This window comes from Faucicola osloensis (assembly GCF_020041925.1).
Classification (GTDB): domain Bacteria; phylum Pseudomonadota; class Gammaproteobacteria; order Pseudomonadales; family Moraxellaceae; genus Faucicola; species Faucicola osloensis_D.
Window position 1 is genome coordinate 1351697 of record NZ_CP083409.1, and the last position, 23715, is coordinate 1375411.

A 23715-nucleotide genomic window follows, 5' to 3' on the forward strand; every position below is an offset into this window, starting at 1 on the left:
AAGGAATCGGTTTTTTTGTGCTTATCAATCAATCGCAGGCTGATAATCCCCTGTGATAATACGGTCTTTGATGTCATCGGCTTGTGCCAACACTTGCGCCAATAATGCTTTGACATTGTCAAGCGTGGCGATGGGGCTTAACGTAGTCATTTTAAGCGATTGCACATCTTGGTGAGCATCCCCTTGCTTTTGGTAACTGACGCGCGTCACGCCGATATTGGCTTCACCTTTGGCAAATAGCTCATCGGCGACATTTTGGTTTAAGCTATCAATTAACTCAACCGGGTAGTCTTTGGGTACCACGCGAAATAGCACGGAGGCAAACTGTGGCTCTACCAACAATTCAAGTCCATCAGTCGCTTTGATATAGTCAGCGACTTCGCGGGTCAAATCAACGCCATGGTCAATCATCGAGCCGTATAATTCTTCGCCCAAGGCTTCCACCGTGAGCCATAATTTTAACGCATCAAAACGGCGTGTGGTTTGTAGTGACTTAGAGACTAGGTTAGGTACGCCATGTTCTTCGTCATATGCAGAGTTTAAATACTCAGCTTCATAATGCATGAAGCGATAGTTAACTTCATCTTTGAGCAAAAATGCCCCGCAAGAGATGCTTTGGAAGTAGTGTTTGTGGAAGTCGAGGGTGATAGAGTCGGCTTGCTCAATGCCTGCAAGTTTATCGCGGTAGTTATTCGATAAAATCAGCGCACCGCCCCAAGCGGCATCAATATGAAGCCATGCACCGTACTCATGGGTAAGCTTACGAATCGCAGGGATTGGGTCAATCGCGCCCGCGTCGGTAGTGCCTGCGGTAGCGACCACACAGGCGATGATTTTGCCTTCGGCTTGCAATTGCGCCATGGTTTGTTCAAGTGCGGCAACATCCATCTGCGCTTGGTCATTGACTGGCACAGTGACCACCGATTGAAAACCCATGCCCATCATTGCCATGTTTTTTTGCACGCTAAAATGCGCGTTTTCTGAGCAAATGACTTTCACTTTTTGTATAGCATCGGCTGGGATACCGTCACGTTGTACTGACCATTCAGACCCATCGTCATTTTTATAGTTGTTGGCAATACACCAATCACGGGCGAGTAACACGCCCATCAAGTTGGATTGGGTACCACCTGAGGTAAATACGCCCGCTTGTCCGCTACCAAAACCGACTTTTTGACGTAGCCAATCAATCAGTTGCACTTCCATCAGCGACCCTGCTGGGCTTTGATCCCAAGAGTCCATCGACTGGTTGGTGGCATTAATTAGCACTTCGGCGATTTGACTGGTCACCATCGTTGGGCAATGCAAGTGAGCGAGCGAATGGGGGTGATGCACCTTTAAGCTTTTATTAAGGAATAATTCGACTGAGCGTTTTAACGCATCTTCCAAGCCTAAGCCTTCTTTTGATGGCTGAAAGGCAATCTCAGCGCGCAGCTGCTTGATACTACCGCCGGTGTACATTTTGTCGTTTTTGAGCCAGTCGGTGACGGCTTGCACGGCGGTATTCATGTTTTTTTGGTAATCAGCAATGGATTGGCTGTCATTACAAAATAACGCTTGGCGATGCTGTGATAAGTTTGACATGGTAAGTCCTTGCATTCTTTAAGAGTGAGTTAACTATAAATTGTCATTAAACAGAGTGATATGAGCAAATGGTTAATTTATTTTACAAAATTACGCTTATACAGCTGATGATTTACAATATTGGCTTTGGCATCGTTTTTATCCCAAATTTGCAGTTCCCACGGATAATAAAAATTGCTCGCATTTTTAAAATACACATGCACACCGATGTACCCGTCGATATCACGTAAATACCAATTTTTTAGACTGTAATCTGTTTTCCAATCATCCAGTTTTTCCATAATGTTTGTCACATCAGCCGATGGCAAAATTATCCGAGCACCAAAAATATCATTTAAAATATTATTGACTGGGTACTGGTTTTGTCGTGCCAAATAGCGATTGACTTTGTCATAGATACTTTCAGTCGTTTTAACACGGTAAAAAAAATCGATATTTTGGGTATCGGCAAATGCCAAATAATCATTAATCGCTTCATGCAAATTAAGCCGATATGACAAGATAGGCTCAATAGGGACGGTTTTGAGCGTATGTGATAGATTGATTTTTTGTACCTTGCCTGTGTCAAAATAATCTTGCGAATACTCACCATGAATCCGATTGATTTCTCGAATCAGGCGTTCGGTCTTGGCGATATTGGTTTCCATATTTTACTCAAAATAAACAGATAATAAAAACGGCAAAGCCACGTCAGTAACTTTACCGTCTTGATAGGCAATAATCAATTATCCACGTACTTTTTGCACCGCTTCAGCCACTGCCTTTTTAAAGCGTTCAAGCACCGCATCACATTCTTCTTGCGTGATGTTAATCGGGCAAAGCAAGCGAATCACTGTACCGCCACGACCGCCTTTTTCCAACAATAACTTGTTGTCAAAACACGCTCTTTGAATCGCATTCGCCATGTCAATATCAGCAGGATACGAGCTGATACGGTCAGCAGGTTTACGCTCATCGACAATCTCAATACCGGTCATCAAGCCGCGGCCGCGCACGTTACCGATACAAGGGAATTCTTTGGCGATTTTTTTGAGTTCATCGCGCAAGAATTCACCACGGATACGCGCATTTTCTGCCAAGTTTTTGCTGCGGATCTCATCCAATACTTGAATTGAGGCTGCCATCGCTAGCTGATTGCCACGGAAAGTACCGGTGTGACCGGCTGGCGCCCATGCGTCGAATTTTTTGTTGATGGCAAGTACGCATAGTGGCAAACCACCCCCAACCGCTTTACTCATCACCACCACGTCAGGCACGATATCGGCATGTTCGAAGGCAAACATTTTGCCTGAGCGCGCAAAACCAGCTTGCACTTCATCCAAAATCAATACGATATCATGCTTAGCGGTCACTTCACGGATTTTTTGTAGCCATTTTTTGGGCGCAGGTACCACGCCGCCTTCACCTTGAATCGCTTCTAGGATGACCGCAGCAGGTTTGACCACACCGCTTTCCACATCCTCAATAAAGTTTTCAAAGTAGTAAGTCAGCGCATCAACACCCGCTTCACCACCAAGCCCAAGTGGGCAGCGGTATTCATGCGGATAGGGCATAAACTGTACCCCTGGCATCAAATTGCCCACTTTCTCTTTAGCAGACAAATTGCCGGTCATGGCAAGCGCGCCATGGGTCATACCGTGATAACCACCGCTAAATGCGATAACGTTGTCACGCCCTGTATAAGTTTTTGCTAATTTAATCGCCGCTTCTGTACCGTCAGCACCGGTCGGACCGCAAAATTGCAATACAAAATCTTTTGGAAAAAAAGACAGCAAGGATTCGGTAAATGCATCTTTGACAGGGGTGGTGATATCTAGGGTGTGCAGTGGCAGACCACTTTCTAACACATCATATAAGGCTTGTTTGACGGCTGGGTGGTTGTGACCCAAGGCTAATGTACCAGCACCGGCTAGGCAATCAAGGTAATCATTGCCTTCAACATCGGTGACCCAAATACCTTGGGCTTTAGCAATAGCTAGCGGTAGTTTGCGGGGATAACTACGAACATTAGATTCCATCGTGCTTTGACGAGTTAAGTAATATTCGTTAGTGGCATGAGAAATAGGGTGTACAGGGATTGCTACGTATAAATGCGCTTGGCTCATATCGGATTACCATCTCAGATAACGGGCGAAAAGGTTAGTTTTTTGGCTATCTTTCTCGTATTTGTGAATAACATATCAGTCGGGATGACTGACACCAAAACAAAAACGTTATACCGCAAAACCCCAAAATGCCATGACACTGCACCCAAGACCTAACAATATAACGTTCAAAATTTATGGGGGCATAATACCCTTTTTTTGTGAAAAATACAGTCTTTTTTGCAAAAAATCGGGTCAATCTTTCAAATTGATAACACAGGCTGTATTTTGCGATGGCAAAGGCAAAAAATCACGGTAAGCGGTGAGAAAGGTGAGTAATGAGCGGCACAACACCACAAGTAAGCGTGGAAAGTTTGACAATCGTTGATAGTCTATGCGGTATATAAAACTCTGTAGTCACAATTTCAGTCACGATAATGATAAAAAAATTACCTAGTTAATACCATATTAATGAATTATTTGGTACAAAATAGCCAAGTGGCTACAAGGCTAACAACATCTAAGCTTACACCATCAAAATTTTATAAAAGTTAAATACTGCTGATTGAGAGCTTTACACGAATAAACATACAAAAGCTGATTAAAAAAATATAATAAAAAATCAATTACCTAGCAAAATAAACTAGCAAAAAAATTAGCAAAAGAAACTGCCAAAAAAAATTGCCAAAAAATCGGGATGGCTACATACGCAAAAATAACAAACCCTTCTAATGTTAGCACCATCCTTGCGTAGGCAAGGCGTAGCGAATTTCTAGAAATAAGTTTAATAACAGGCGTTAATTCTAGATAACACACTTACCAATAAACCTATAACAACTAGACGAGAAGCAACTTTATGCCACAAGCTCTAACACTCACTATCAATCAGCAACAACACACGTTGACGAATCTAGATGTACGCACCACGGTGCTGGATGTCTGTCGCAACCATCTTGGCTTGACAGGCAGCAAAAAAGGCTGTGACCACGGTCAGTGTGGCGCATGTACCATGCTGATTAACGGTCAGCGGGTCAACAGCTGTCTGACCCTAGCGGTCATGCACGAAGGCGATAGCATCGAAACTATTGAAGGCATTGGCTCACCTGAAGCGCTTGACCCGATTCAACAAGCGTTTTTGGAACATGACGCCTTTCAATGTGGTTATTGTACCCCTGGGCAAATTTGCTCGACTAAAGCGATGATTGAAGAGCTACGCCAAAACTGGGCAAGTCATGTGTCGGCTGATTTGATGCAGCCTTTATCAAACGATACAGCACAATTTAAGCAACAATTAGATAAGGAAATCTCTGAGCGTATGAGTGGCAATATTTGTCGCTGCTCGGCATATCCCAACATCGTGCGAGCTATCAAACAAGTATTACAAGAAACCGGTTTTTCGGCAGAAACAGATAACGTAGCCACTCAGACAGCAGCTGCTCAGGCTACAGGAGTGTCGCTATGAAAACATTTGATTATCAGCGCGCCAACTCAGTGGATGACGCCATCAAAATAGCCACTTTAGCTGAGGGGCATTTAGCTGACAAGCAGCGTCCGTTTTTTATCGCTGGGGGCACCAATTTACTTGACTTGATGAAACTCGAAATCGAACAGCCAACACAGCTGATTGATATTTCACGTCTGCCGCTTAATACAATTGAAGCCACGCCAGAAGGTGGGTTAAAAATCGGCGCTATGGTCAGTAATAGTGAATTAGCGGCGCACCCTGTGATTCGTCAAGATTATGCGGTGCTTGCCCGTGCCTTGTTGTCGGGTGCATCGCCGCAACTGCGTAACAAAGCCAGTACCGGTGGCAATCTACTACAGCGCACCCGTTGTTATTATTTTTATCAGCCTGATAGTCCGTGTAATAAGCGTGAGCCCAATTCTGGCTGCGGGGCAAAAGCAGGTCTTCATCAGAACTTAGCAATTTTAGGCACGAGCGAGCAGTGTATTGCCACCCATCCATCGGATATGGCGGTGGCAATGCGATTACTCGATGCTGTCATTGTTATCCAGCAAGCCGACGGGCAAACCCGCCAAGTGCCTATCGCTGAATTTTATCGCTTACCTGAGCAAACCCCGCATATTGAAACTTGCTTAAATCTAGGCGATTTGATTACCCATATCATTCTACCGCCACCCTTAAAAGGCGTGCATAGCTATGACAAAGTGCGTGACCGTGCCTCATATGCCTTTGCTTTAGTGTCCGTCGCTGCCGTGATTGAGCATGATAATGACACACTCACCAATGTACGACTTGCTTTTGGCGGTATTGGCAGTCAGCCGTGGCGAACTACCGACATTGAAAAAATACTTATCGGTAGCACGGGCGATGCCGTGAGTATTGAGCTTGCGGTGGCGACCCTATTTAAAGACGCAAAAACCGATGAACAAACCGAATACAAGACCGTGCTAGTACAGCGTCTTTTACACCATGTTGTGCAGCGGGCGTTACAACAACCCAATCAATCAAGTCCTTTAAGTAGTGGAGTGAGTGCATGAGCCTAACACAAATTTTTGGCGAATCGCCCCTTGAAAAAAAACTGACCATGGACAAGCCTGTCGAGTCACGGCTAGATACGACCGATAGCAAACTCGTTGGCAAACCACTGAGCCGTATCGAAGGACACCTAAAAGTCGCAGGCAAAGCCACGTATACTGCTGAGCACCAATTTGACGACTTGTGTCACGGTGTCATGGTCGGTGCAACCATCGGTAAAGGCAAGGTAAAGAAAGTACATGAAGATACCGCCTTACAAGTTGCAGGTGTGATTGGGGTGTTTCATGACCCTTTGTTTTTACGCAACCCGCAACAAGGGGGTGTCAAAATGGCGCCTGTACAAGGGGCAAGCGAGGTTTTTTATCATGGACAGCCGATTGCTTTGGTGGTAGCAGAAACCCTAGAGGCGGCTCAAGAAGGCGCGAAGGCGTTAAAAATTGACTATGAAAATGATGAAAAACACGGGCATTTTGACTTTAACAAGCAAAAAAAGCATACCCAATTTATTGATTGGGTAACCGATAAAAGTGACGATATTGGCAAACCTGAAAAAACGCTTAAGCAAGCAGAAGTCAAAGTCGATGTGATTTATACCACACCTAGCCAAAGTAACATGCCAATGGAACCGCACAGTTCGTTGGCGCGTTGGTTTGAGGGTAAGCTAACCCTTCATACCTCTAACCAAATGCTAGCCTCTTCCAAAGTACAACTTGCCAAAGCCTTAGATATACCGGAAGACGATGTCCGTTTGCTATCGCCATATGTTGGTGGCGGGTTTGGCTCAAAACTGGGTATTTCGCCAGAGTCGGTGATGGCAGCCATTGCAGCTAAAGACTTAAAACGCCCGGTACTGGTGAACATGACCCGACCGCAAGTCATGGAAACTACCGTGAGACGCACCAACACCGAACAACGGGTGGCATTGGGGGCGGATAAAGATGGTAAAATCCATACCATTATTCATAATAGCATTGTCACCAATTTACCTTCAGAAACGTTTTTTGAGCCAGTGGCGGTTTCTACCCACTTTTTGTATGGCGGTGACAATCGCCAAATCAAATACGAAATGGCGCGCATGAATTTTACCTTAACAGGTTCTATGCGTGCCCCTGGCGAAGCGGTGGGTCAGTTGGCACTCGAATGTGCCATGGACGAACTGGCGCATGCATTAAAGCTGTGCCCAATCGAACTGCGAAAACGCAATGAACCTAGCGAAGACCCAAGCAAAAAAATTCCCTACAGCAGCCGAAAATTGCTGGCGTGTATGGAGCAAGGGGCAAAAGCCTTTGGATGGGATGAACGCCCACAAACGCCCGCGAGTCGCCTCGATGGCGATTGGTTAATTGGCTATGGGATGGCGTGCGCCGCGCGTAGCAACGAATTAAAACCCTCGCAAGCTCGTGTGAGCCTGTTGCCCTCTGACAAACCGCTTGGGGTCATGGCTCGTATCGAAACTGACATGACTGATATCGGTACAGGTAGCTATACTATTTTTGCGCAAGTGGTTGCCGATATGCTGGGCTTACCGATTGACCATGTCGAGGTCAAACTTGGCGATACCGATTTGCCGCCGGCTGCAGGGTCAGGCGGTAGCTGGGGAGCATCAAGCGCTGGTAGTTCTATTTATCTGGCGTGTGAAGCGCTACGAGAAAAGATTGCCCAGAGTGTGGGGCTGCATGTCGATAGCATTGGCTTTAAACAAGGCAATCTATATAGACAATTTGAACATGACCCTAGCCTAGCTGAAAAAATTGGCGAAAAAATTAACCATACGTTAACCGATACGTTGGATAAACTAGCAGAAAAAACAGGGCTTAATTCTGAGGTCTCTGTAGACAATCATGATAATGTACTCGATTGGGAACAAGTCGATACCCAGTTACCGCTGAGCAGTTTTTTGCAGCAATATGCCCCTCATGGCTTGGTAGCTAATGGTGAAATCGAACCTGGTAAAACCAAAAAAGAATACCGTCATGCAGGCTATGGCGCACAGTTCGCTGAAGTCGCGGTACACCGGGTAACCGGTGAAATTCGGGTTCGCCGTATGCAAGGCACATTTGCCGCAGGGCGTATCTTAAACGAAAAAACAGCACGCTCGCAGTGCTTTGGTGGTATGGTGTTTGGTATAGGGGCTGCCTTGATGGAGCAAATTCATCATGACAAACGTGATGGTCGTCTATGTAATCACGATTTAGCCGAATATCAAGTGTGTGTGAATGCCGATGTGCCTGACTTAGAGGTAATAATGTTACCCGAAACTGACCCCTATGCCAATCCGCTCCACAGCAAAGGCATAGGCGAATTGGCATTATCAGGGGCAGGGGCAGCCATTGCCAATGCGATTTTTAATGCCACAGGTGTTAGAGTACGAGACTATCCTATTACCTTGGATAAACTGCTGTACCAGTTGCCATTACTGTAATTGGGTACACTGTCATTTGCTATGAACCACTTGTTTGATATCTTTGCTACCCTTGAGCAGTTGCCGCCCAACAGTGAAGCCGTGTTGGCCACAGTGGTGAGTGTCGAAGGGTCAGCCTATCGGCAACCTGGCGCTAGAATGTTGATTTTAGCCGATGGTCAATCCATAGGCATGGTGAGTGGCGGTTGTCTTGAAAAGCACTTGGTACAGCGAGCCTTTTGGCTCACCCGACAGGGGGCAACGCTCAAAACCTATCATACCGCAACCGATAGCCAGTTATCACAAGATGAGGTAGCCGATGACAATGATGAGCAAGAAGGCTTTGGGCTTGGCTGTCAAGGCGTCATTCAAGTATTATTTGAACGTCTGGTTTTAAATGAGCAATCTGCATTATTCGCCTGTTTTCAGCAATTAAAACAGACAAAACAACCACAAACACTGGCTACAGTTATCACCTCAAACTCAGATGAGTTTGTAGTTGGACAGCATCTGAGCTTGACGCAGTTGTCGCAATTGGGTCAGCAAGATTGGCAATTAGTTAATCAAGTCGCTGCCAGCCGTAAAAGTCGCTTTATGCTGCATGTTTATCAAAAACAAGCGCAACAACTGAGCGTCTTTGTAGAAACGCTACAACCGCCGCTACAATTATTAATTTTTGGGGCGGGGCAAGATTGTTTACCCTTGATGACCATGGCAAATTTGCAAGGCTGGCAGGTGACGGTGATTGATAGTCGTTTGGATGTGATTGCCCGTTGTCGCGGGCAGGCTCATGCCAATTTTGTGCAGATTGCGCTTGAAAAAGCCGAGTCTGTGCAGACTTTTTTTGAGTCACCGCAGCCGACCGCTGTGGTAATAATGACCCATAGTCTGAGTCAAGATAGAGTATGGCTCAGCCAAGCCTTTAAAGCCCAAAATTCGCCTTTTTTTATTGGACAATTAGGGCCGAAATATCGCACTGAGCAGTTGCTTGGTGAGATTGATGATGGTTATCAACTAGGGAAATCTGCTAATTTATTCTATCCTGTGGGTTTGGCGCTCGGTGGCGATACGCCCGAAGCAGTGGCTTTATCTATTACTGCCCAAATTCAACAGGTATATCATGAGCGTCACTCCTAGCAATTTAACCGTGGTGATTTTGGCGGCAGGATTGAGCCAGCGTCTTGGTTTTGCCAAGCAGCTGATTGTAAAAAATCATCAAACCTTGCTGGCTGAAAAAATTCAACTGGCACGCCAATTGCAGCCTCACCAAGTGTTGGTGGTATTGCCAAAACTTGATAACCCAATATCTAAAGCGTTATACAATGAAGTTGAACCATTTGCCGTCACAGTCGTCGATAATCCAACCCCACAAACAGGGATGGCGCATTCGATTCAGTATGCAATGACAACATTACAACAACAGTCAGTCAGTGCTGCGATGCGGATTTTGTTTTTGACTGTTGACCAGGTGGCGATAACCCTCGATGATTTGAGGCTATTAAGCCAAAATGTTGAAGACCATCAGCTGATTGCGAGTGAGTATGGTGATAAGAATCAACCAATTTGGGGGATTCCCGTCAATTTACCTTGGGGTTTTTTGCAAGCATTTGGTCATCAGTTGCAAGGCGATAAAGGTTTTCGGGCGTTATGGCAACATCAAACCGCTATCGTTTCGCCCACCGACGGCATGGTTTATCAGCTTTATCCGATACCGCTGTCGCATTTAAGCCAAGATATTGATACCTTAGAACAATTTGAGCAGCTAAAAACAGCCTATCATCTTTTGCCGCCGACACAACATTTTAATTGAGATAATGATGATTTCTGTCAATGAACTAAAACAAGCGATTAATGAGCGCCTAGAGAACTATTTAACGTCGCGTCTGGGCGAAGTAAAGACAATAACAATGGGTTTGTTGGAGGCGCAAAACCACATTTTAGCCCAAGATATTGCCGCATCCTTTGATATTCCCCGCCAAAATCTATCATCCATGGACGGTTTTGCGATAGCTACGGGTAGCCATCTTGACCACGATAGCCAACTTGAAATCATCGGTGAATCGGGGGCAGGCAAGCCTTTTAGCGGTCGTTTAAAACCCAATCAAGGCGTGCGAATTTTTACCGGCGCGGTGGTGCCAAATGACTGTGACACGGTGGTGATGCAGGAAGACACCAACCTTAGCGACATTCAGCCCAGTTTGGATAACAGCCAAGCCTATCACATTCGCTTGACCCAAACCGCTAAAGTGGGCGCAAATATTCGCCGCCAAGGCGAGGAAGTGCAAGCAGGCGAAACTGTTTTAACGATTGGAAAACGCCTAAACCCCACCGATATCAGCTTACTTGCCAATTTGGGCGTGGATAGCGTGCAGGTATTTCAGCCACTCACGGTTGGCATTATTGCCACCGGTGATGAGCTGGTTGAGGTGGGGCAGCCGCTGGCAACGCTTGCCCAAATTTATAATTCCAACACGCCCACGCTAAAAGCGTTATTAAAGCAGTTGCCAATTGCCATTCAAGACTATGGCATTGTCCCTGACAACCTTGAGACCACTCGCCGCACTGTTCAGCAAGCGATAGCCGAATGTGATGTGATTATTTCTACGGCGGGTGTATCGGTGGGCGATTATGATTTTTTAACCCAAGTCATTCAGGCGCTCGGCAAAATTCATCATTACAAAGTGGCGATGAAACCAGGTAAACCTTTTATATTTGGCGAATTTGAGCAAGATAAAAAAACGGTCATGTATTTTGGGTTACCCGGCAATCCGCTATCTACCGTGGTGTGCTGCCTTAATTTTGTTAAACCTGCGCTGTGGCAACTATCGGGCGTGAAACCATCAGATATCCCAAAACCGCTGCAACTGTTTGCCAAAACCACCCACGACATCAACAAGCGAGCAGGACGCCAAGATTATCAGCGAGCGATTTTTTGCCAAAATGAAGACGGCAGTTTTAGCGTCACCCCTTTATCTGCCCAAGACTCCCACCGTGTCAAACAGCTTAGCCACGCCAATTGCTTGCTTGTATTGCCCAAAGATAATGCAGGGGTAAAAGCAGGCGAAATAGTGACAGTGCAACCGTTTAGTTGGAATTTTAGCTAACGATGACTCCGCAACATTCTTCATTAAATTTGGTGGACAATTTTCATCGCAAGTTAAGCTATTTACGCCTGTCGATTACCGATTTTTGTAACTTTCGCTGTCATTACTGTCTGCCCAATGGCTATACTGCCAACGCGGGTAAACGCCCTGACAACGAGCTTTCTGTATCCGAAATCGATGTTTTAATACAAGCCTTTGCCAAACTAGGTACCACCAAAGTGCGGCTGACGGGGGGTGAGCCATCGATTCGACAAGATTTACCGCGCATCATCGAACTTGCCAAACAGACCCAAGGCATCCAAACAGTGGCGGTTAGCTCCAATGGCTATCGGCTTGCCAAGCATTTATCCGACTGGCAAACGGCAGGGCTAAATCAGCTTAACATCAGTATCGACAGCTTTGACCCCATCATTTTTAAACAAATCACCGGCTTTGATATATTGCCAACGCTGTTAAATGACATGGATACATTGCTAGCAACCACCGATATTAAGCTAAAACTCAACGGTATTTTGATGGCAGACACCGCCTTTGATAACTTGCAATCCGTGTTAAATTTTGTCAAAAATCGCCCTGTCACTTACCGTTTTATTGAGTTTATGCAAACCTCGGATAATAAAGCTTTGTTTTTTGCCCAACATAGCAGTGGTCAGCGTATCAAAGATTTTTTGTTAGAAAATGGTTGGCAATCCCAACGTCGAGCAAGCGATGCAGGCCCTGCGATTGAATATCGCCATGCCGATTATGTCGGTGGCATTGGGCTGATTGAACCTTATGCCCCGCAGTTCTGCGACAGTTGCAATCGCCTACGAGTGAGTAGCCAAGGCAAAGTACATTTGTGTTTGTTTGATAATGGCAGTTATGATGTGCGAGCGTTTTTGGCAAATGGCGATGTCGATGGATTGGTTCATGCCTTGCAGAGCTTAATGCCGATTAAGCCCGAGCATCATTTACTCAAGCAAAACGACAGTGGTATCATGGCGAATTTGTCGATGATTGGCGGTTAATCGATGGCAGGTTTTTTTAAAATATAAAATAGGCAAATTTAAGAAAAATTTACTCATTCAAACGCAGCTTAATAAGCGTATAAGTTTATGTAATTTTGTGCCAAATTTGAGGGGTGAAAATCCAAAACATGACAACACAATTAACTCCCTTAGACCTGACACATTTAGACGCACACGGCGATATCGCCATGGTCGATGTGTCGGGCAAAGCGATAACCCAACGCACCGCCACCGCCGTGGGGCAAGTTATTTTCCCTAGCGACAGTTACCAAATAATAAAATCCGCCGACGGCATCACCAAAAAAGGCTCAATCACCCAGACCGCGCATATCGCAGGGGTCATGGCAAGCAAACGCACCCACGAGCTGATTCCGCTTTGCCACCAGCTGCCACTCGATGGGGTGAAAATCGGCTTTGAGTATGATGATAACAATTGCTCAATCCACGTCACTGCCACCGTCAAAGTCACCCACAAAACAGGCGTGGAAATGGAAGCCTTAACCGCTGTGTCGGTGGCTTGCCTAACGATTTACGACATGACTAAAGCATTATCTCACGACATCACCATCAGCGATATCAAGCTACTCACCAAAACAGGGGGCAAATCCGACTATGCCAACACCTAGCGCGTCTGAGAAAAATTTAGCCATCTTATACTTTGCAAGCCTTGCTGAACAAGCAGGGAAAGACGAAGAAACAATCCGCTTTGACGGTGATAACTTGTCCGAGCTTTATCAAACGTTAAGTGCACACTACGGTTTTAAGCTCGCCCAAACCAAACTTGCCGTGGCAATCAATCACCATATTGCCAACTGGCAAACGCCGCTCCAAGATGGCGATATCGTCGCCTTTATTCCGCCTGTGGCGGGCGGTTAAATATCGCATACGCCCTTTAAAAAATATAGAGAAAACCATGAATGCATTGCATAAAGGCTCATCCACCATTAGCATCAGTGAAGACCAAGCCTACCAAACCGTGATTACCAGCGGCTTTGCATTGACTGACCGAGCCATTGACGATAGACGGCTTAAACACGCCTTAATGAGCGATACTTGTGGGGCGTTAGCGACATTTGAAGGCTGGGTACGTAATCACAATAACGCTCGCCCTGTTAGCAAACTCACTTACTATGGCTACGAGCAACTGGCACTCAATCAAGGCAAAAAACTGATTGAACAAGCCAAAGCCCAGTTTGATATCGAAAACGCCATTGCCATACATCGTATTGGCGACCTTGCGATTGGTGAGATGGCAGTGTGGATTGGGGTGGTGGCTGCCCACCGTTATCCTGCATTTGATGCGTGTCGTTGGCTACTGGATGCGATTAAAGCGGATATTCCTGTGTGGAAACAAGAATTTTATGCCGACAGTACTGAGAGTCTTTGGCTTTCTAATAATGGTTAATACTCTAGTAATGGTTAACAAGCAATGACAACTACCGTATTAAGCGTGCTGTTTTTTATTTCTGCCTTGCTCTATTCATCAGTCGGGCATGGGGGCGCATCGGGTTATCTTGCGATGATGGGGTTAGTCGGCGTTGCGCCAAGTATGATGAAACCCACCGCACTATGTCTCAATATTTTGGTGTCCATCATTGCATTTTGGCGATTTTATTCTGCAAAAAACTTTTCTTGGCAAATTTTTATTCCTCTTGCTATAACTGCGATACCAATGGCGTTTATCGGGGGAATGACCCATTTACCCAGTCATTTATATAAGCCGATTGTTGGGATGGTACTGATTTTTTCGGCTATTTATTCATTTATCTTTGCCAAAAAACTCACCAGCGAGCAACCATTAAAACAGGTGTCAAAATGGCTTTTGGCAATCGTGGGGGCGGTTTTGGGGTTGCTGTCGGGATTGACTGGGGTGGGCGGTGGTGTTTTTTTAAGTCCAATTTTATTATTTAACCGTTGGGCAAGCCCTAAAGTTGTCGCGGGCGTAGCGTCCGGGTTTATTTTGGTGAATTCAATTTCAGGCTTGTTTGGCGTGTTATCGACAGGGGCAAAATTGCCAAATCAACTACCAATTTGGCTTGTGGCGGTGTGTGTAGGGGGTTTTATTGGCGCAACTTATGGTAGCAAACGCCTTGCTGACCCCATGCTTAATAAATTATTATCTCTTGTATTAGTCATTGCAGGGCTGAAAATGCTGGCAAATTTTTAACGCTTAGGTAGACCCCAACGGCTGACTCTAGTTAGTACCAACCTAAAAAATGCGAGATGGGGCTCAGTTAATTTGAACCAAGCCCCGACACTTAAACGCTTTTTTTAGCCTACTATATTAGTTGAAATCATGCAAATTCACGTCAATTCTCAGCCAACCTTATCTAAACGGTATTTATTGTTCAACTCGCAAGTGTTCTGATGAAACAAGCTAGTTGAGTGTTCAAGCGGGAATGTCGATCAATCATATAATTTATCAATCAATTCAAAGAAATCCCAATGATGGTTTTATATTTGTCCCAACTTACAGGAATAATATAAGAGCGTCTACCTTTGGGTAAATAATTTTGCGAGGGCGCACCTTCTACAATGATGGGTGGTGAGATAATAAATTCTGATCCAAACTCGCGGCGTGCATTACCTGACACGGTGTTGGCGATTTCACCTACTAAGTCTTTAAGCAATGTAATAGAGGTATCGGGCTCACCCATAATATGTAGAATATTACGTAACATGGGTGTCTCTGAGCTTACATAGACAATACCTTCCATGGGGCCTGTGATATTAATAATACCGCTAAAGTCATAAGCAAGTGGGTTATCGTTGCCATTAATATAGGGGGTATCTACTTCAGCAGCATCGGTATTAATTTGTTTAAAAAAATTAATGACTGAATCAATAAATACCTGTAGTTTTTCAGCTTTCATAAATAATTCAACTTATCTAAATATACGCGTTTTATAAAATTTTACTGCAAATAAACCACAATCGCGGCTTGTTGATCATGCCAGTTTATTGAAATAATCAATGAATGATTATTTTTCGGCAATAGTACCGCGTTAGGTTGTCCGCTAAAAACAAAAGGGACTGAAATATTAAATGCTGGACCAAAATGGTTACGCGCATTACCAGCAATTGTATTAGCAACCTCGCCAACTAAGTCAAACAGGTTACTGTCATTACGGTCAGTCTCTCCCATACTTTGTAGTATCTGTTCAAGCAGCAACTTGGGTGCCGTAAAATACACCAAGCCTTGATTGTTGCCACTAATGCCAATCACCCCTGTATAGTCACTAATAATTGGGCTATGATTGACATTGAGATAAGGCGTGTCAATGGTTATGTCACCGTTTTTTAGTTGGTTAAAATAATGGGTAACGCTATCGATAAATATCTGAATATCTTTTTCAACCATATTAGTCACTCACCAATTCATCCAACGCTTCAACAAGTTCTTCCTCTGAGAAGGGTTTACATAAAAACCCACTCGCCCCTAATTCGAGTGCTTTAATCCCAGTTGCTTTATCTGATAGGGCAGACACCACAAGAATTCTTACCCCAGGGTCTAATTCAACAAGCTTTTCTATACATTCAAGCCCGTCCATTTGTGGCATAGTCAAATCCATAGTGATAACTTCTGGTTTATATAGCTTGAATTTTTCTACCGCATCATCGCCGTTGGTTGCCGTAGCAACCAACGAAAATGTATCAGAGTTGTAAAGGCGTTGAATGCGGTTTCGTATGATATTGGAATCATCGACAATCATTAAGCGATACATATTTTTTTCCTACATGATTAATAAGATAAAAGGGCTAAAGTTATTACTCGGCTGTAGGGTTTTTTGGCAATCGAATGGTAAAGCGTGTAAATTGCCCCCTTTTAGTATCAACATTTAATTGACCTTGTAATAGCTGAATATCTTCTTTGATGATATCTAAACCAACGCCACGTCCCGCATCCTCATCTGTGGTGTCCTTGGTGCTAAAACCTGATTTAAATAGTAATGTAATGAGTTTTTGTTCTGACCAGCCATTGACTTCATCTGGGCTATAACCCATTTGAATGGCTTTTTCTTTGATTGCAGGAAAATTAATGCCTGCGCCATCATCCTCAATAGTTAGTTTATAAGACTCTGCCAAATCTAATAAAGATAGGTTAATGTTACCTAGGTTAGACTTGCCTGCTGCAGCACGCGCGTCAGGCGTTTCAATCCCATGAACCACGGCATTTCGTATTAATTGAATGACAATTTTTTTCAAACTGCTTTCTATGTCACGTGATAAGTGAAGGTCATTAAAACCTGTTGCTTTTAAAGCAACTTGTTTGCCTTGGCGTGTAGCAATATTATCCGCGTATTGCTGGTAAAACTCATTCATGCCTTTGGTAGCAGGACTGGTATGAGTTGTCTCTGAACCAGTGCCATTTTTCACAGCATTCGTATCAGCGCTACTATGATTAATACGACGACCCAATGCGTCAATGGTATTAGACAGATTTAATAACTCTTCTAAGTGAATGGTCAATGGCAAAAAGTCGTTACCAACCAGGTCGCTTTTATGTTGTAAGGCTTTTAGTTTTTCCTCAAAGTTTGTCGCTATCACCGTAAAACTATGCAGACTAAGCGATGAGGCTTCACCTTTTAAGCTGTGCATCACACGGTACATACGGTTCAGTTTTTCTTGTAGCTCTGATTGGCTACTACCTGGGGTTTTAAGAACTTCATTGATATCATTGATATTTTGTCGAGTATTGGTAATAAACTCAGTAATAATTTTTGGGCTGACATTTAAAATTGTGGTTAGCATTTCAATTTGCAAATCATTTTGTGCGCGTTCTTGCTCAAGACGCTGTTCAAGACGTACTTGATTGGTAATATCCTGCACGTTCACCAAAATTTTATCGATGGCCTTTTGATGATAAACACGAGAGAATTTAAAATCCAAAAATCGGTTTTGGTTTTTTTGATTGCTGAGCATGATTTTTTTAAGAGGATTTAAATCATCAATAAGCTTTTCTTTCACTCTCGGGTTATAAAGCTGCTTCACAAAGCCTTGAGTGGTTTCTAGGTCTTTAGCCGACACTTTATTTTGTAGTAGGGTAGAGAGGTTTTTGCCGCCAATGTCTTTTTCGCCAATGATGTTTTCAAGGTGAGCAGAGTACTGTTGACCAATATTGAGATCGTTGTCTAATAAAAATAAGCCTGTATTGACGTTGCTCATGATATCTTGTGTTTCTTTTTGAGCAGCAAGCGCTAACGCATCGGCATCACGCAGACGACGAACAAAGAAGAAAATAAAGATGGCAAAATAACCAAGAATAATAGCGATACCAACCGCTTGAATCAGTCGGATAATGTTTGCTTGAGATTCTGCGTTGTTAAATACGGATGTGGTAAGTTTATCCAAGGAATCATTCATGGCAAGGCTTGATGTTTTAGCTTGTTCACCTGCCATCGATAAGCTGGTTAAAGAGTCTTTTTCAATGTCACCGGCAACGCCTAAATAATCATCTACTTTAGGTTTAAGTTGGTTCCACTCCTGACGGGTTTGCTGCACATTTTTTAGAATTTGTGTGTCTTCAATAGTAGGCAGCTTGTATTGTTTACCAGATTTATCAGCGACTACGCCGCCTTTTTCAAGGGTGGTCAATGATGTTTCGATACGGGCACTATTATCTTTGAGCCTTTTTAATACTGTGGTAACGTGCGGCGAGGTGATTTCTTCCCCATAGCTATTTTGCATGTCAAATAAGTCTTTGATAACCGCTTGCGCATCATTGGCTATTTGGTTGGATAGGGCGATGGTACGGGTATTTTTTTGTAGAATACTTGAGGTATAAAAAGTGAAAGCCAATAAAGCGCCAATCAGTGTTAGAAATAGACCGATAGAGATAATTAAGCTTTGATAGCGTTTATCGGTATTTTGTTCATTAATCGGTGAAGACATTGATGCGTTTCCTATGAATAAAATTTTAGAAAGTGATAGTTATCTGACAAGCACTAATTAATCCATTTCTTCTCGATTTCAGCGAGCTTATTTTGTTGCTGTAGCTTTTGAATACCATCATTAATTTTATTTAATAGTTCTGGATTAGATTTTGAAGTAACTATCACTGTCTGTGTCGTAGGGTCATCTTCTTTTTCTAACGGGACAACATTCACCTTATATTGCGGGAACTTTTTAGCAATATAGCGTAGTACAGGTTGGTCATAGATGGCGGCATCTGCATTTTCTTTGATTACTGCCCTAAAAATAAGGTAGGGCGTTTTGTCAAATACTGCTTGATCGCCCGATATTTTTTTGGCGTATAAAAAAGACTTACCGTTAGCGCTTAATCTACCAGCGACTTTTTTACCTGTTAAATCAGCGATAGTTTGGTAATTGTTCTTATCGGTGAGGTAAACCATGGCTGACGGATTGAAGTAGTAAGAATTTGATAGCCCATATTTCGCTTTTCGCTCATCTTTATAGGAAATACCTGAAACGGCAATATCAGCATCTTTTTTATCAATACTTTCAAACATACCGTCCCATGAGGTTGAAAAGTACTGTACTTTGAACCCTTCAACTTTGGCGATTTCATTTAAAATATCGATATCCATACCGATTGAAGTCCCTTTTTCATCCATAAATGCAAAGGGTGGTGTGGTACTAGTGACTGCTACTTTGTAAATTTTTCCTTGTGATTGACTTTCTGCCTTAGACTTATCCAGGGTTTGCGCTGCCTGTTTATCATCGCAGCCTGTTAATATAAAGCTCAATGCACCTAATACCATAAATAAATTTTTTTTGAAAAAAAGTGTCTGCACCTTCGATGTACTCCATTATTCTGAAGATAACATTAATTGAATATTTACAAAAAATATACAAATATCAACATTGTGTTAAAAATTTTGAGATTCTATATTAATATTCCAAAAATTTATATAGCGTGCTATAAAAATTTTTGAATTTAATGGAAGATATATTTAAAGATACAGCCTAGCGTTATCTCATACCAAACCCAATAATTAAAGCACTGCCCACTTTCGAGCCGTCAGGGATTTAATGGTAGCCACCTGTTTAGCAAAATTACACCAAGCCTGACAGGCGGCATCTACAATAGTTTCGTAACTCTCGAAACAGCGATTTGATAGCCAGTGTTGCTTAATATACTGCCAAACCTGTTCAATCGGATTTAATTCAGGAGAATAAGGCGGTAGCTTCAAGATAGTCAGGTTTGGTAAATTATAGCGCTCTTTATGCCATACCGCCCCATCCATCACCACAACCGCATGGCGACCTTTGGGTACAGCTTGGCTGATTGCTTGTAAATGCCGCTTCATACACTCGCCATTAGCATAAGGCATGATGAGTCCCACACTTTGACCTGTAGCAGGACATACTGCCCCATAAAGGTAAGTCGAGATAAACTGCTGTTGACGGACTACTCTGGGTCTTTTACCACGGTAATGCCATATTCGGGTGATTGAACCTTGCTGGCCAATGCGGGTTTCATCTTGAAACCAGATGTCAACATCGCTTAGCTTAGTATCTTCGGGCAGTATGGCAGTTACCTGCTCTATGAAGTTTTTTTAAAGGCTTCTTGGGCGTTAATGTCAGCCTGCGGATGCTGGCTTCTGGCACTTATCCAACTCATACCAATTCGAGCCAGTAGTTCGTAGATGCCATTGACGCTATAGCTTGCTTGATAATGCTCGTTAGCAAGCTTTTGGATGTCTTGTCCTGTCAGTCTGCCGCCGCCCCGTTTTGCTTGGCTGTCAACAATCAGTTGTTTAAAGCTTTCAATGTGCTTGGGAGCCAATTTGCTGTTTCTGCCGCTTCTTGGTTTGTCATAGAGGCTATCAAGCCCTGATGCTTGGTAGCGTCTACGAGTACGTCGTGCGGTTTCAATGTTGATGCTTAGGTTTTCTGCAATCTCAAAGCTGTGTTTGCCAATGCGATATTGGTGAAGGATGTAAAGACGTGTTCTGGCTCTGGCGTTACTTTCAGTCTTGGCCAGTTCGCCAAAGTCATAATCATCTAGGCTGTGTTTTGGGTTTGATTCTTTCATATAGCTATAATACTATATTTTATGGGTTTGGTATCAGTAATGTTATCCAATGCTCGGCAAAGTGTTAGACAAGTGGTAACCAAAAAGACGGGATGAATTGCAGCATTCACTCATGCCACCGCTTGAACCATAAAAAAAACCCATTGCAGGCGAACATTTATACATAACAACAGAAAACATAAAATTACTTTAGATTGCTAAAACCCTTGATGCAAGCATATTTCATGCTATTATACTAACTATAGTTATGCAAAGTTATTTGTTGTTAGTATCAAAAAATGGCTACCAAAATGGCTACCAAAAATTATAGGTTAAATTGGGTATCAAGGGTTAAATTATGGCTAAAGTATCAATTGCAAATGTTAGTCAGATAGAACGGCATATCAAAGAAAGTATTGCTACTAATCAAGAGTTAATTTTACCGATTGCAGGTTTTAAGGGTTTAGAGATTAGAATAAGACCCTCACAGAAAACCGATAAAGCAACCACAGATTTTAGACACCGTTACACGCACCCTATCACAGGCAAACGCCCTTATTTATCATTAGGCAATTATCCAGCCTTCTCACTTGCCCAAGCCAAACAAGCCTATACCGATAATCTAGTGTTATTAGAGCAGGGCATTGACCCTAAAGAACATAGAGAGCAGGAACGAGAGCAAAAAGCCCATTCATTAGATAGTACATTCAAAGCAGTAGCAGATGATTGGTTGGCAGAGCAAACTAATAACCCCGACCACGTTTTAGCAGAGCAAACTTTGAAAAATTGGGGATTTTTACTTGAGCCTTTACTCAATGAATTTGCAGAAACGCCAATAGATACTATTACCACCCCTCAAGTATTAAGACTACTCAAACAGGTACAAAAAACGCATATCCAAAAGGGCAACCGAGTAAAAGGCATTGCAAGCCGAATCTTTGCCCATGCGGTTATTAATGGCTTAATAGAGCATAACCCAGTCACTGCAGTAAAAGAGGCTAGAGCCTTAAAACCAACCCGCCAAAAACATCACCCCGCTATTATTGAGCCTCAAGAATTAGCCTTATTATTGAATGAGATTGATAGCTTACCAAGTGGGAGTGGCAACTTTAACAAAGAGATTCTACAGTTATTAGCCCTGACCTTTGCCCGCATTGGTGATATTTGCACTATGAGATGGGCAGAGATAGATATGAGCGCAAAGCAATGGGAATTTGAGCCACAAAAAGGCGTTAATCGTAATGATATGGTAGATAGCTTAGTGATTCCACTAGCACCGCAAACAATCGCTATATTAGAGCGTATGCGAGAAATAACAGGCAGTATGGAATACGTTTTTTACAATGGCAGACGAAAAGCCAAACCTTATGCAGATGGGCAACAGGTTAATAAATTGCTCAATAGTCAGTCTATGAACAAGGCAAAGACTGGCAAAGATTTTTGCAATAGGGGTTATTTTGGCGTACATAGCCCGCATGGATTTAGGGCAACAGCTAGAACCATATTAGAGGAACGCCTTAATTATGATTATCGCCTTATTGAGATGCAGTTAGGACACAATGTAAGAGATAGTAACGGCAGAGCATACAACCGCGTTAAGTGGCTTGATAAACGCCATAAAATGATGACAGATTGGGCTAGTTATTTAGACAAGCTGAAAGCAGGCAAGGTGGATAATGTGATTTACTTTGATAAGGTCAAAGATAAATTGCAGGCAAATGAAAAATAACTACTTAGGAAAATTGCTAAAGTTGCTAAAGTTAGCCCAAACCTAGACATTGTAAGGGCTAGAGGTTAGCAGGCAGTTGCTAAAGCATTGCTAAAGTTGCTAAAGAACTGCTAAAGATAAAAAATTGATGTAATAACATTTTTGCAAGGCTAGGAAGTCATGAGCCGAAAGGCGGGAATAATCGCACCAAGCCCGCCACCGCCTTGCACCCTTTTTGAATTGGTGCGTATGGTGCGAGTTATGGATATTCAAGAAATTAACCTTGATGCTAAAAAAGCAATTGAGCATTTCATTAACAGAGGTATATATGATTTTGTAGAAGTGGCTAATATTGGCAGTAATTGTGATTATTCTACAGTTAAACCTAGAATTGAATATTTAGATAATGTTTATGGATTTTTATTAAATTTTTATTGTGAAAATCGAATTAATGGCATTTCAGCAGATTATTACTCACTAAATGAACAATACAATGAATTAATTCAAAAAGCATCAGATGCCGTTATGGCTGAATACACACCGCCTGATGACTTTGATAACACAGATATTAAAGTTTATATTTATTCTTTGATTTTTAAACGATTGGCGTATTTTGCCATGAATAACAAACATTATTTTATTGCCCTAGAACTTATGCACAGGTCAATTCAATATGAAACCTCATACCGTACATACAATGGCTTAACTATTCCCACGATTAAGAATAGAACAAAAAAAGAAGTAAATTCAGAACGTGGGGAAAAATCTGCAAATACTAGGTATGGCGATAGAGTAGAGCAACAAAAAAAATATTATTTAGAAGTTTATGATAAAAAAATGGAAAAAGCACAAATAGAAAAGTTAAAAGCACCTACTAGGAAGGCTGTAGCAAAATGGATTTACAATAATGAATTTTCAAAATTTAGTGTTGATGAAGATACCATTTTTAGACATCTAAGCAAGGCATTAAAGGAAAGGAAAAATAGCGTTTAGAATGTAAATACCAGCGTTTACATTCTAAGATTATTCAAGATACCTAAGCTAAAAACTAAACTTTGCATTAACTAACAACTGCTAACTATAGCTAAGGAGTTAATGCAATGGCAGACAAAACCCAAAACCCCGCAACACCTGAAAAGCTAGTCACATTCACAGACCTAGCCAATGACCCCGCAGGCATTACCCCGCGCCTGACCCTTGCCCGCCTCACAAATAAGCACCCTATCACAATTACAAGATGGGTGAGAAAGGGCTTATTGCCTAAACCCCTGACTATCAACAAAACCCAGTATTTTAGAAATTCTGACATATTGGCGTTTATCAACAGTCAATCAGCATAAGGGGGTAGG

24 protein-coding genes are annotated in these 23715 nt (G+C 42.9%); 14 read left to right on the forward strand and 10 right to left on the reverse strand.

What is annotated here, in order from left to right:
• Nucleotides 1-24 precede the first annotated feature (24 nt).
• The 3 genes from LAJ61_RS05950 to LAJ61_RS05960 form a co-directional block, all read right to left on the reverse strand.
• A complete protein-coding gene (locus LAJ61_RS05950) occupies nucleotides 25-1584 on the reverse strand; it encodes a pyridoxal phosphate-dependent decarboxylase family protein (RefSeq protein ID WP_224053178.1) in 1560 nt (519 codons plus the stop codon).
• Between the two features lie 77 nt (nucleotides 1585-1661).
• Entirely contained in the window at nucleotides 1662-2231 is a 570-nt protein-coding gene (locus LAJ61_RS05955; protein ID WP_224053179.1) for a nucleotidyltransferase family protein, read from the reverse strand.
• A gap of 78 nt (nucleotides 2232-2309) precedes the next feature.
• On the reverse strand, nucleotides 2310-3689 hold the full coding sequence (locus LAJ61_RS05960) for a diaminobutyrate--2-oxoglutarate transaminase (protein ID WP_224053180.1): 1380 nt from the start codon (nucleotides 3687-3689) through the stop codon (nucleotides 2310-2312).
• A gap of 835 nt (nucleotides 3690-4524) precedes the next feature.
• Between LAJ61_RS05960 and LAJ61_RS05965 the strand changes: the two genes are divergently transcribed.
• From LAJ61_RS05965 to LAJ61_RS06015, 11 genes are all read left to right on the forward strand, one after another.
• Complete coding sequence (locus LAJ61_RS05965) at nucleotides 4525-5130, forward strand: 2Fe-2S iron-sulfur cluster-binding protein (RefSeq protein WP_224053181.1); 606 nt, start codon at nucleotides 4525-4527, stop codon at nucleotides 5128-5130.
• A complete protein-coding gene (locus tag LAJ61_RS05970; RefSeq protein ID WP_224053182.1) occupies nucleotides 5127-6170 on the forward strand; it encodes an FAD binding domain-containing protein in 1044 nt (347 codons plus the stop codon). Before LAJ61_RS05965 ends, LAJ61_RS05970 begins: the two co-directional genes overlap by 4 nt.
• Nucleotides 6167-8590 carry a xanthine dehydrogenase family protein molybdopterin-binding subunit gene (locus LAJ61_RS05975; protein WP_224053183.1) on the forward strand — a complete coding sequence of 808 codons (2424 nt, stop codon included), beginning with the start codon at nucleotides 6167-6169 and terminating at the stop codon, nucleotides 8588-8590. Before LAJ61_RS05970 ends, LAJ61_RS05975 begins: the two co-directional genes overlap by 4 nt.
• A gap of 21 nt (nucleotides 8591-8611) precedes the next feature.
• The gene (locus tag LAJ61_RS05980) at nucleotides 8612-9706 is read left to right on the forward strand and encodes an XdhC family protein (RefSeq protein ID WP_224053184.1); all 1095 of its coding nucleotides are present in this window, start codon (nucleotides 8612-8614) and stop codon (nucleotides 9704-9706) included.
• Nucleotides 9690-10379: a nucleotidyltransferase family protein gene (locus tag LAJ61_RS05985; protein WP_224053185.1), complete on the forward strand. Its 690-nt coding sequence runs from the start codon at nucleotides 9690-9692 to the stop codon at nucleotides 10377-10379. The genes LAJ61_RS05980 and LAJ61_RS05985 overlap by 17 nt, the downstream gene beginning before the upstream one ends.
• 7 nt (nucleotides 10380-10386) lie before the next feature.
• On the forward strand, nucleotides 10387-11673 hold the full coding sequence (locus LAJ61_RS05990) for a molybdopterin molybdotransferase MoeA (RefSeq protein WP_224054818.1): 1287 nt from the start codon (nucleotides 10387-10389) through the stop codon (nucleotides 11671-11673).
• Between the two features lie 2 nt (nucleotides 11674-11675).
• Complete coding sequence (gene moaA / locus LAJ61_RS05995; protein WP_224053186.1) at nucleotides 11676-12680, forward strand: GTP 3',8-cyclase MoaA; 1005 nt, start codon at nucleotides 11676-11678, stop codon at nucleotides 12678-12680.
• 128 nt (nucleotides 12681-12808) lie between these two features.
• A complete protein-coding gene (moaC, locus tag LAJ61_RS06000) occupies nucleotides 12809-13306 on the forward strand; it encodes a cyclic pyranopterin monophosphate synthase MoaC (RefSeq protein WP_224053187.1) in 498 nt (165 codons plus the stop codon).
• Nucleotides 13293-13556: a molybdopterin converting factor subunit 1 gene (gene moaD / locus LAJ61_RS06005; protein ID WP_224053188.1), complete on the forward strand. Its 264-nt coding sequence runs from the start codon at nucleotides 13293-13295 to the stop codon at nucleotides 13554-13556. Before moaC ends, moaD begins: the two co-directional genes overlap by 14 nt.
• A 37-nt stretch (nucleotides 13557-13593) precedes the next feature.
• Nucleotides 13594-14085: a molybdenum cofactor biosynthesis protein MoaE gene (locus LAJ61_RS06010; RefSeq protein ID WP_224053189.1), complete on the forward strand. Its 492-nt coding sequence runs from the start codon at nucleotides 13594-13596 to the stop codon at nucleotides 14083-14085.
• 24 nt (nucleotides 14086-14109) lie between these two features.
• Complete coding sequence (locus LAJ61_RS06015; protein ID WP_224053190.1) at nucleotides 14110-14847, forward strand: sulfite exporter TauE/SafE family protein; 738 nt, start codon at nucleotides 14110-14112, stop codon at nucleotides 14845-14847.
• 259 nt (nucleotides 14848-15106) lie between these two features.
• Here the strand turns inward: LAJ61_RS06015 and LAJ61_RS06020 are convergent, their stop codons facing one another.
• The 7 genes from LAJ61_RS06020 to LAJ61_RS06050 form a co-directional block, all read right to left on the reverse strand.
• Nucleotides 15107-15553: a chemotaxis protein CheX gene (locus LAJ61_RS06020; protein ID WP_224053191.1), complete on the reverse strand. Its 447-nt coding sequence runs from the start codon at nucleotides 15551-15553 to the stop codon at nucleotides 15107-15109.
• 41 nt (nucleotides 15554-15594) lie between these two features.
• The gene (locus tag LAJ61_RS06025; protein WP_135889520.1) at nucleotides 15595-16041 is read right to left on the reverse strand and encodes a chemotaxis protein CheX; all 447 of its coding nucleotides are present in this window, start codon (nucleotides 16039-16041) and stop codon (nucleotides 15595-15597) included.
• A gap of 1 nt (nucleotide 16042) precedes the next feature.
• Entirely contained in the window at nucleotides 16043-16405 is a 363-nt protein-coding gene (locus tag LAJ61_RS06030) for a response regulator (RefSeq protein WP_224053192.1), read from the reverse strand.
• A 43-nt stretch (nucleotides 16406-16448) separates the two neighbouring features.
• Complete coding sequence (locus LAJ61_RS06035; protein ID WP_224053193.1) at nucleotides 16449-18572, reverse strand: ATP-binding protein; 2124 nt, start codon at nucleotides 18570-18572, stop codon at nucleotides 16449-16451.
• A 53-nt stretch (nucleotides 18573-18625) separates the two neighbouring features.
• Complete coding sequence (locus LAJ61_RS06040) at nucleotides 18626-19435, reverse strand: ABC transporter substrate-binding protein (RefSeq protein ID WP_224053194.1); 810 nt, start codon at nucleotides 19433-19435, stop codon at nucleotides 18626-18628.
• Nucleotides 19436-19636: 201 nt separating this feature from the next.
• The gene (locus LAJ61_RS06045) at nucleotides 19637-20191 is read right to left on the reverse strand and encodes an IS630 family transposase (protein WP_224054819.1); all 555 of its coding nucleotides are present in this window, start codon (nucleotides 20189-20191) and stop codon (nucleotides 19637-19639) included.
• Complete coding sequence (locus LAJ61_RS06050; RefSeq protein WP_224053195.1) at nucleotides 20188-20679, reverse strand: winged helix-turn-helix domain-containing protein; 492 nt, start codon at nucleotides 20677-20679, stop codon at nucleotides 20188-20190. The genes LAJ61_RS06045 and LAJ61_RS06050 overlap by 4 nt, the downstream gene beginning before the upstream one ends.
• A gap of 337 nt (nucleotides 20680-21016) precedes the next feature.
• On the opposite strand from LAJ61_RS06050, the gene LAJ61_RS06055 reads away from it, so the two are divergent.
• The 3 genes from LAJ61_RS06055 (at nucleotide 21017) to LAJ61_RS06065 (ending at nucleotide 23706) form a co-directional block, all read left to right on the forward strand.
• Nucleotides 21017-22387, forward strand: coding sequence for a tyrosine-type recombinase/integrase (locus LAJ61_RS06055; RefSeq protein ID WP_224053196.1), 1371 nt, complete (start codon nucleotides 21017-21019; stop codon nucleotides 22385-22387).
• Nucleotides 22388-22627: 240 nt separating this feature from the next.
• On the forward strand, nucleotides 22628-23359 hold the full coding sequence (locus LAJ61_RS06060; RefSeq protein ID WP_224053197.1) for a hypothetical protein: 732 nt from the start codon (nucleotides 22628-22630) through the stop codon (nucleotides 23357-23359).
• A 107-nt stretch (nucleotides 23360-23466) separates the two neighbouring features.
• Nucleotides 23467-23706 carry a helix-turn-helix transcriptional regulator gene (locus tag LAJ61_RS06065; protein WP_224053198.1) on the forward strand — a complete coding sequence of 80 codons (240 nt, stop codon included), beginning with the start codon at nucleotides 23467-23469 and terminating at the stop codon, nucleotides 23704-23706.
• Nucleotides 23707-23715: the final 9 nt, after the last annotated feature.

Coding starts and splice junctions, on each gene's coding strand:
- LAJ61_RS05950 (WP_224053178.1), bottom strand. CDS start 1,584: ATGTCAAACTTATCACAGCATCGCCAAGCGTTATTTTGTAATGACAGC.
- LAJ61_RS05955 (WP_224053179.1), bottom strand. CDS start 2,231: ATGGAAACCAATATCGCCAAGACCGAACGCCTGATTCGAGAAATCAAT.
- LAJ61_RS05960 (WP_224053180.1), bottom strand. CDS start 3,689: ATGAGCCAAGCGCATTTATACGTAGCAATCCCTGTACACCCTATTTCT.
- LAJ61_RS05965 (WP_224053181.1), top strand. CDS start 4,525: ATGCCACAAGCTCTAACACTCACTATCAATCAGCAACAACACACGTTG.
- LAJ61_RS05970 (WP_224053182.1), top strand. CDS start 5,127: ATGAAAACATTTGATTATCAGCGCGCCAACTCAGTGGATGACGCCATC.
- LAJ61_RS05975 (WP_224053183.1), top strand. CDS start 6,167: ATGAGCCTAACACAAATTTTTGGCGAATCGCCCCTTGAAAAAAAACTG.
- LAJ61_RS05980 (WP_224053184.1), top strand. CDS start 8,612: ATGAACCACTTGTTTGATATCTTTGCTACCCTTGAGCAGTTGCCGCCC.
- LAJ61_RS05985 (WP_224053185.1), top strand. CDS start 9,690: ATGAGCGTCACTCCTAGCAATTTAACCGTGGTGATTTTGGCGGCAGGA.
- LAJ61_RS05990 (WP_224054818.1), top strand. CDS start 10,387: ATGATTTCTGTCAATGAACTAAAACAAGCGATTAATGAGCGCCTAGAG.
- moaA (WP_224053186.1), top strand. CDS start 11,676: ATGACTCCGCAACATTCTTCATTAAATTTGGTGGACAATTTTCATCGC.
- moaC (WP_224053187.1), top strand. CDS start 12,809: ATGACAACACAATTAACTCCCTTAGACCTGACACATTTAGACGCACAC.
- moaD (WP_224053188.1), top strand. CDS start 13,293: ATGCCAACACCTAGCGCGTCTGAGAAAAATTTAGCCATCTTATACTTT.
- LAJ61_RS06010 (WP_224053189.1), top strand. CDS start 13,594: ATGAATGCATTGCATAAAGGCTCATCCACCATTAGCATCAGTGAAGAC.
- LAJ61_RS06015 (WP_224053190.1), top strand. CDS start 14,110: ATGACAACTACCGTATTAAGCGTGCTGTTTTTTATTTCTGCCTTGCTC.
- LAJ61_RS06020 (WP_224053191.1), bottom strand. CDS start 15,553: ATGAAAGCTGAAAAACTACAGGTATTTATTGATTCAGTCATTAATTTT.
- LAJ61_RS06025 (WP_135889520.1), bottom strand. CDS start 16,041: ATGGTTGAAAAAGATATTCAGATATTTATCGATAGCGTTACCCATTAT.
- LAJ61_RS06030 (WP_224053192.1), bottom strand. CDS start 16,405: ATGTATCGCTTAATGATTGTCGATGATTCCAATATCATACGAAACCGC.
- LAJ61_RS06035 (WP_224053193.1), bottom strand. CDS start 18,572: ATGTCTTCACCGATTAATGAACAAAATACCGATAAACGCTATCAAAGC.
- LAJ61_RS06050 (WP_224053195.1), bottom strand. CDS start 20,679: ATGAAAGAATCAAACCCAAAACACAGCCTAGATGATTATGACTTTGGC.
- LAJ61_RS06055 (WP_224053196.1), top strand. CDS start 21,017: ATGGCTAAAGTATCAATTGCAAATGTTAGTCAGATAGAACGGCATATC.
- LAJ61_RS06060 (WP_224053197.1), top strand. CDS start 22,628: ATGGATATTCAAGAAATTAACCTTGATGCTAAAAAAGCAATTGAGCAT.
- LAJ61_RS06065 (WP_224053198.1), top strand. CDS start 23,467: ATGGCAGACAAAACCCAAAACCCCGCAACACCTGAAAAGCTAGTCACA.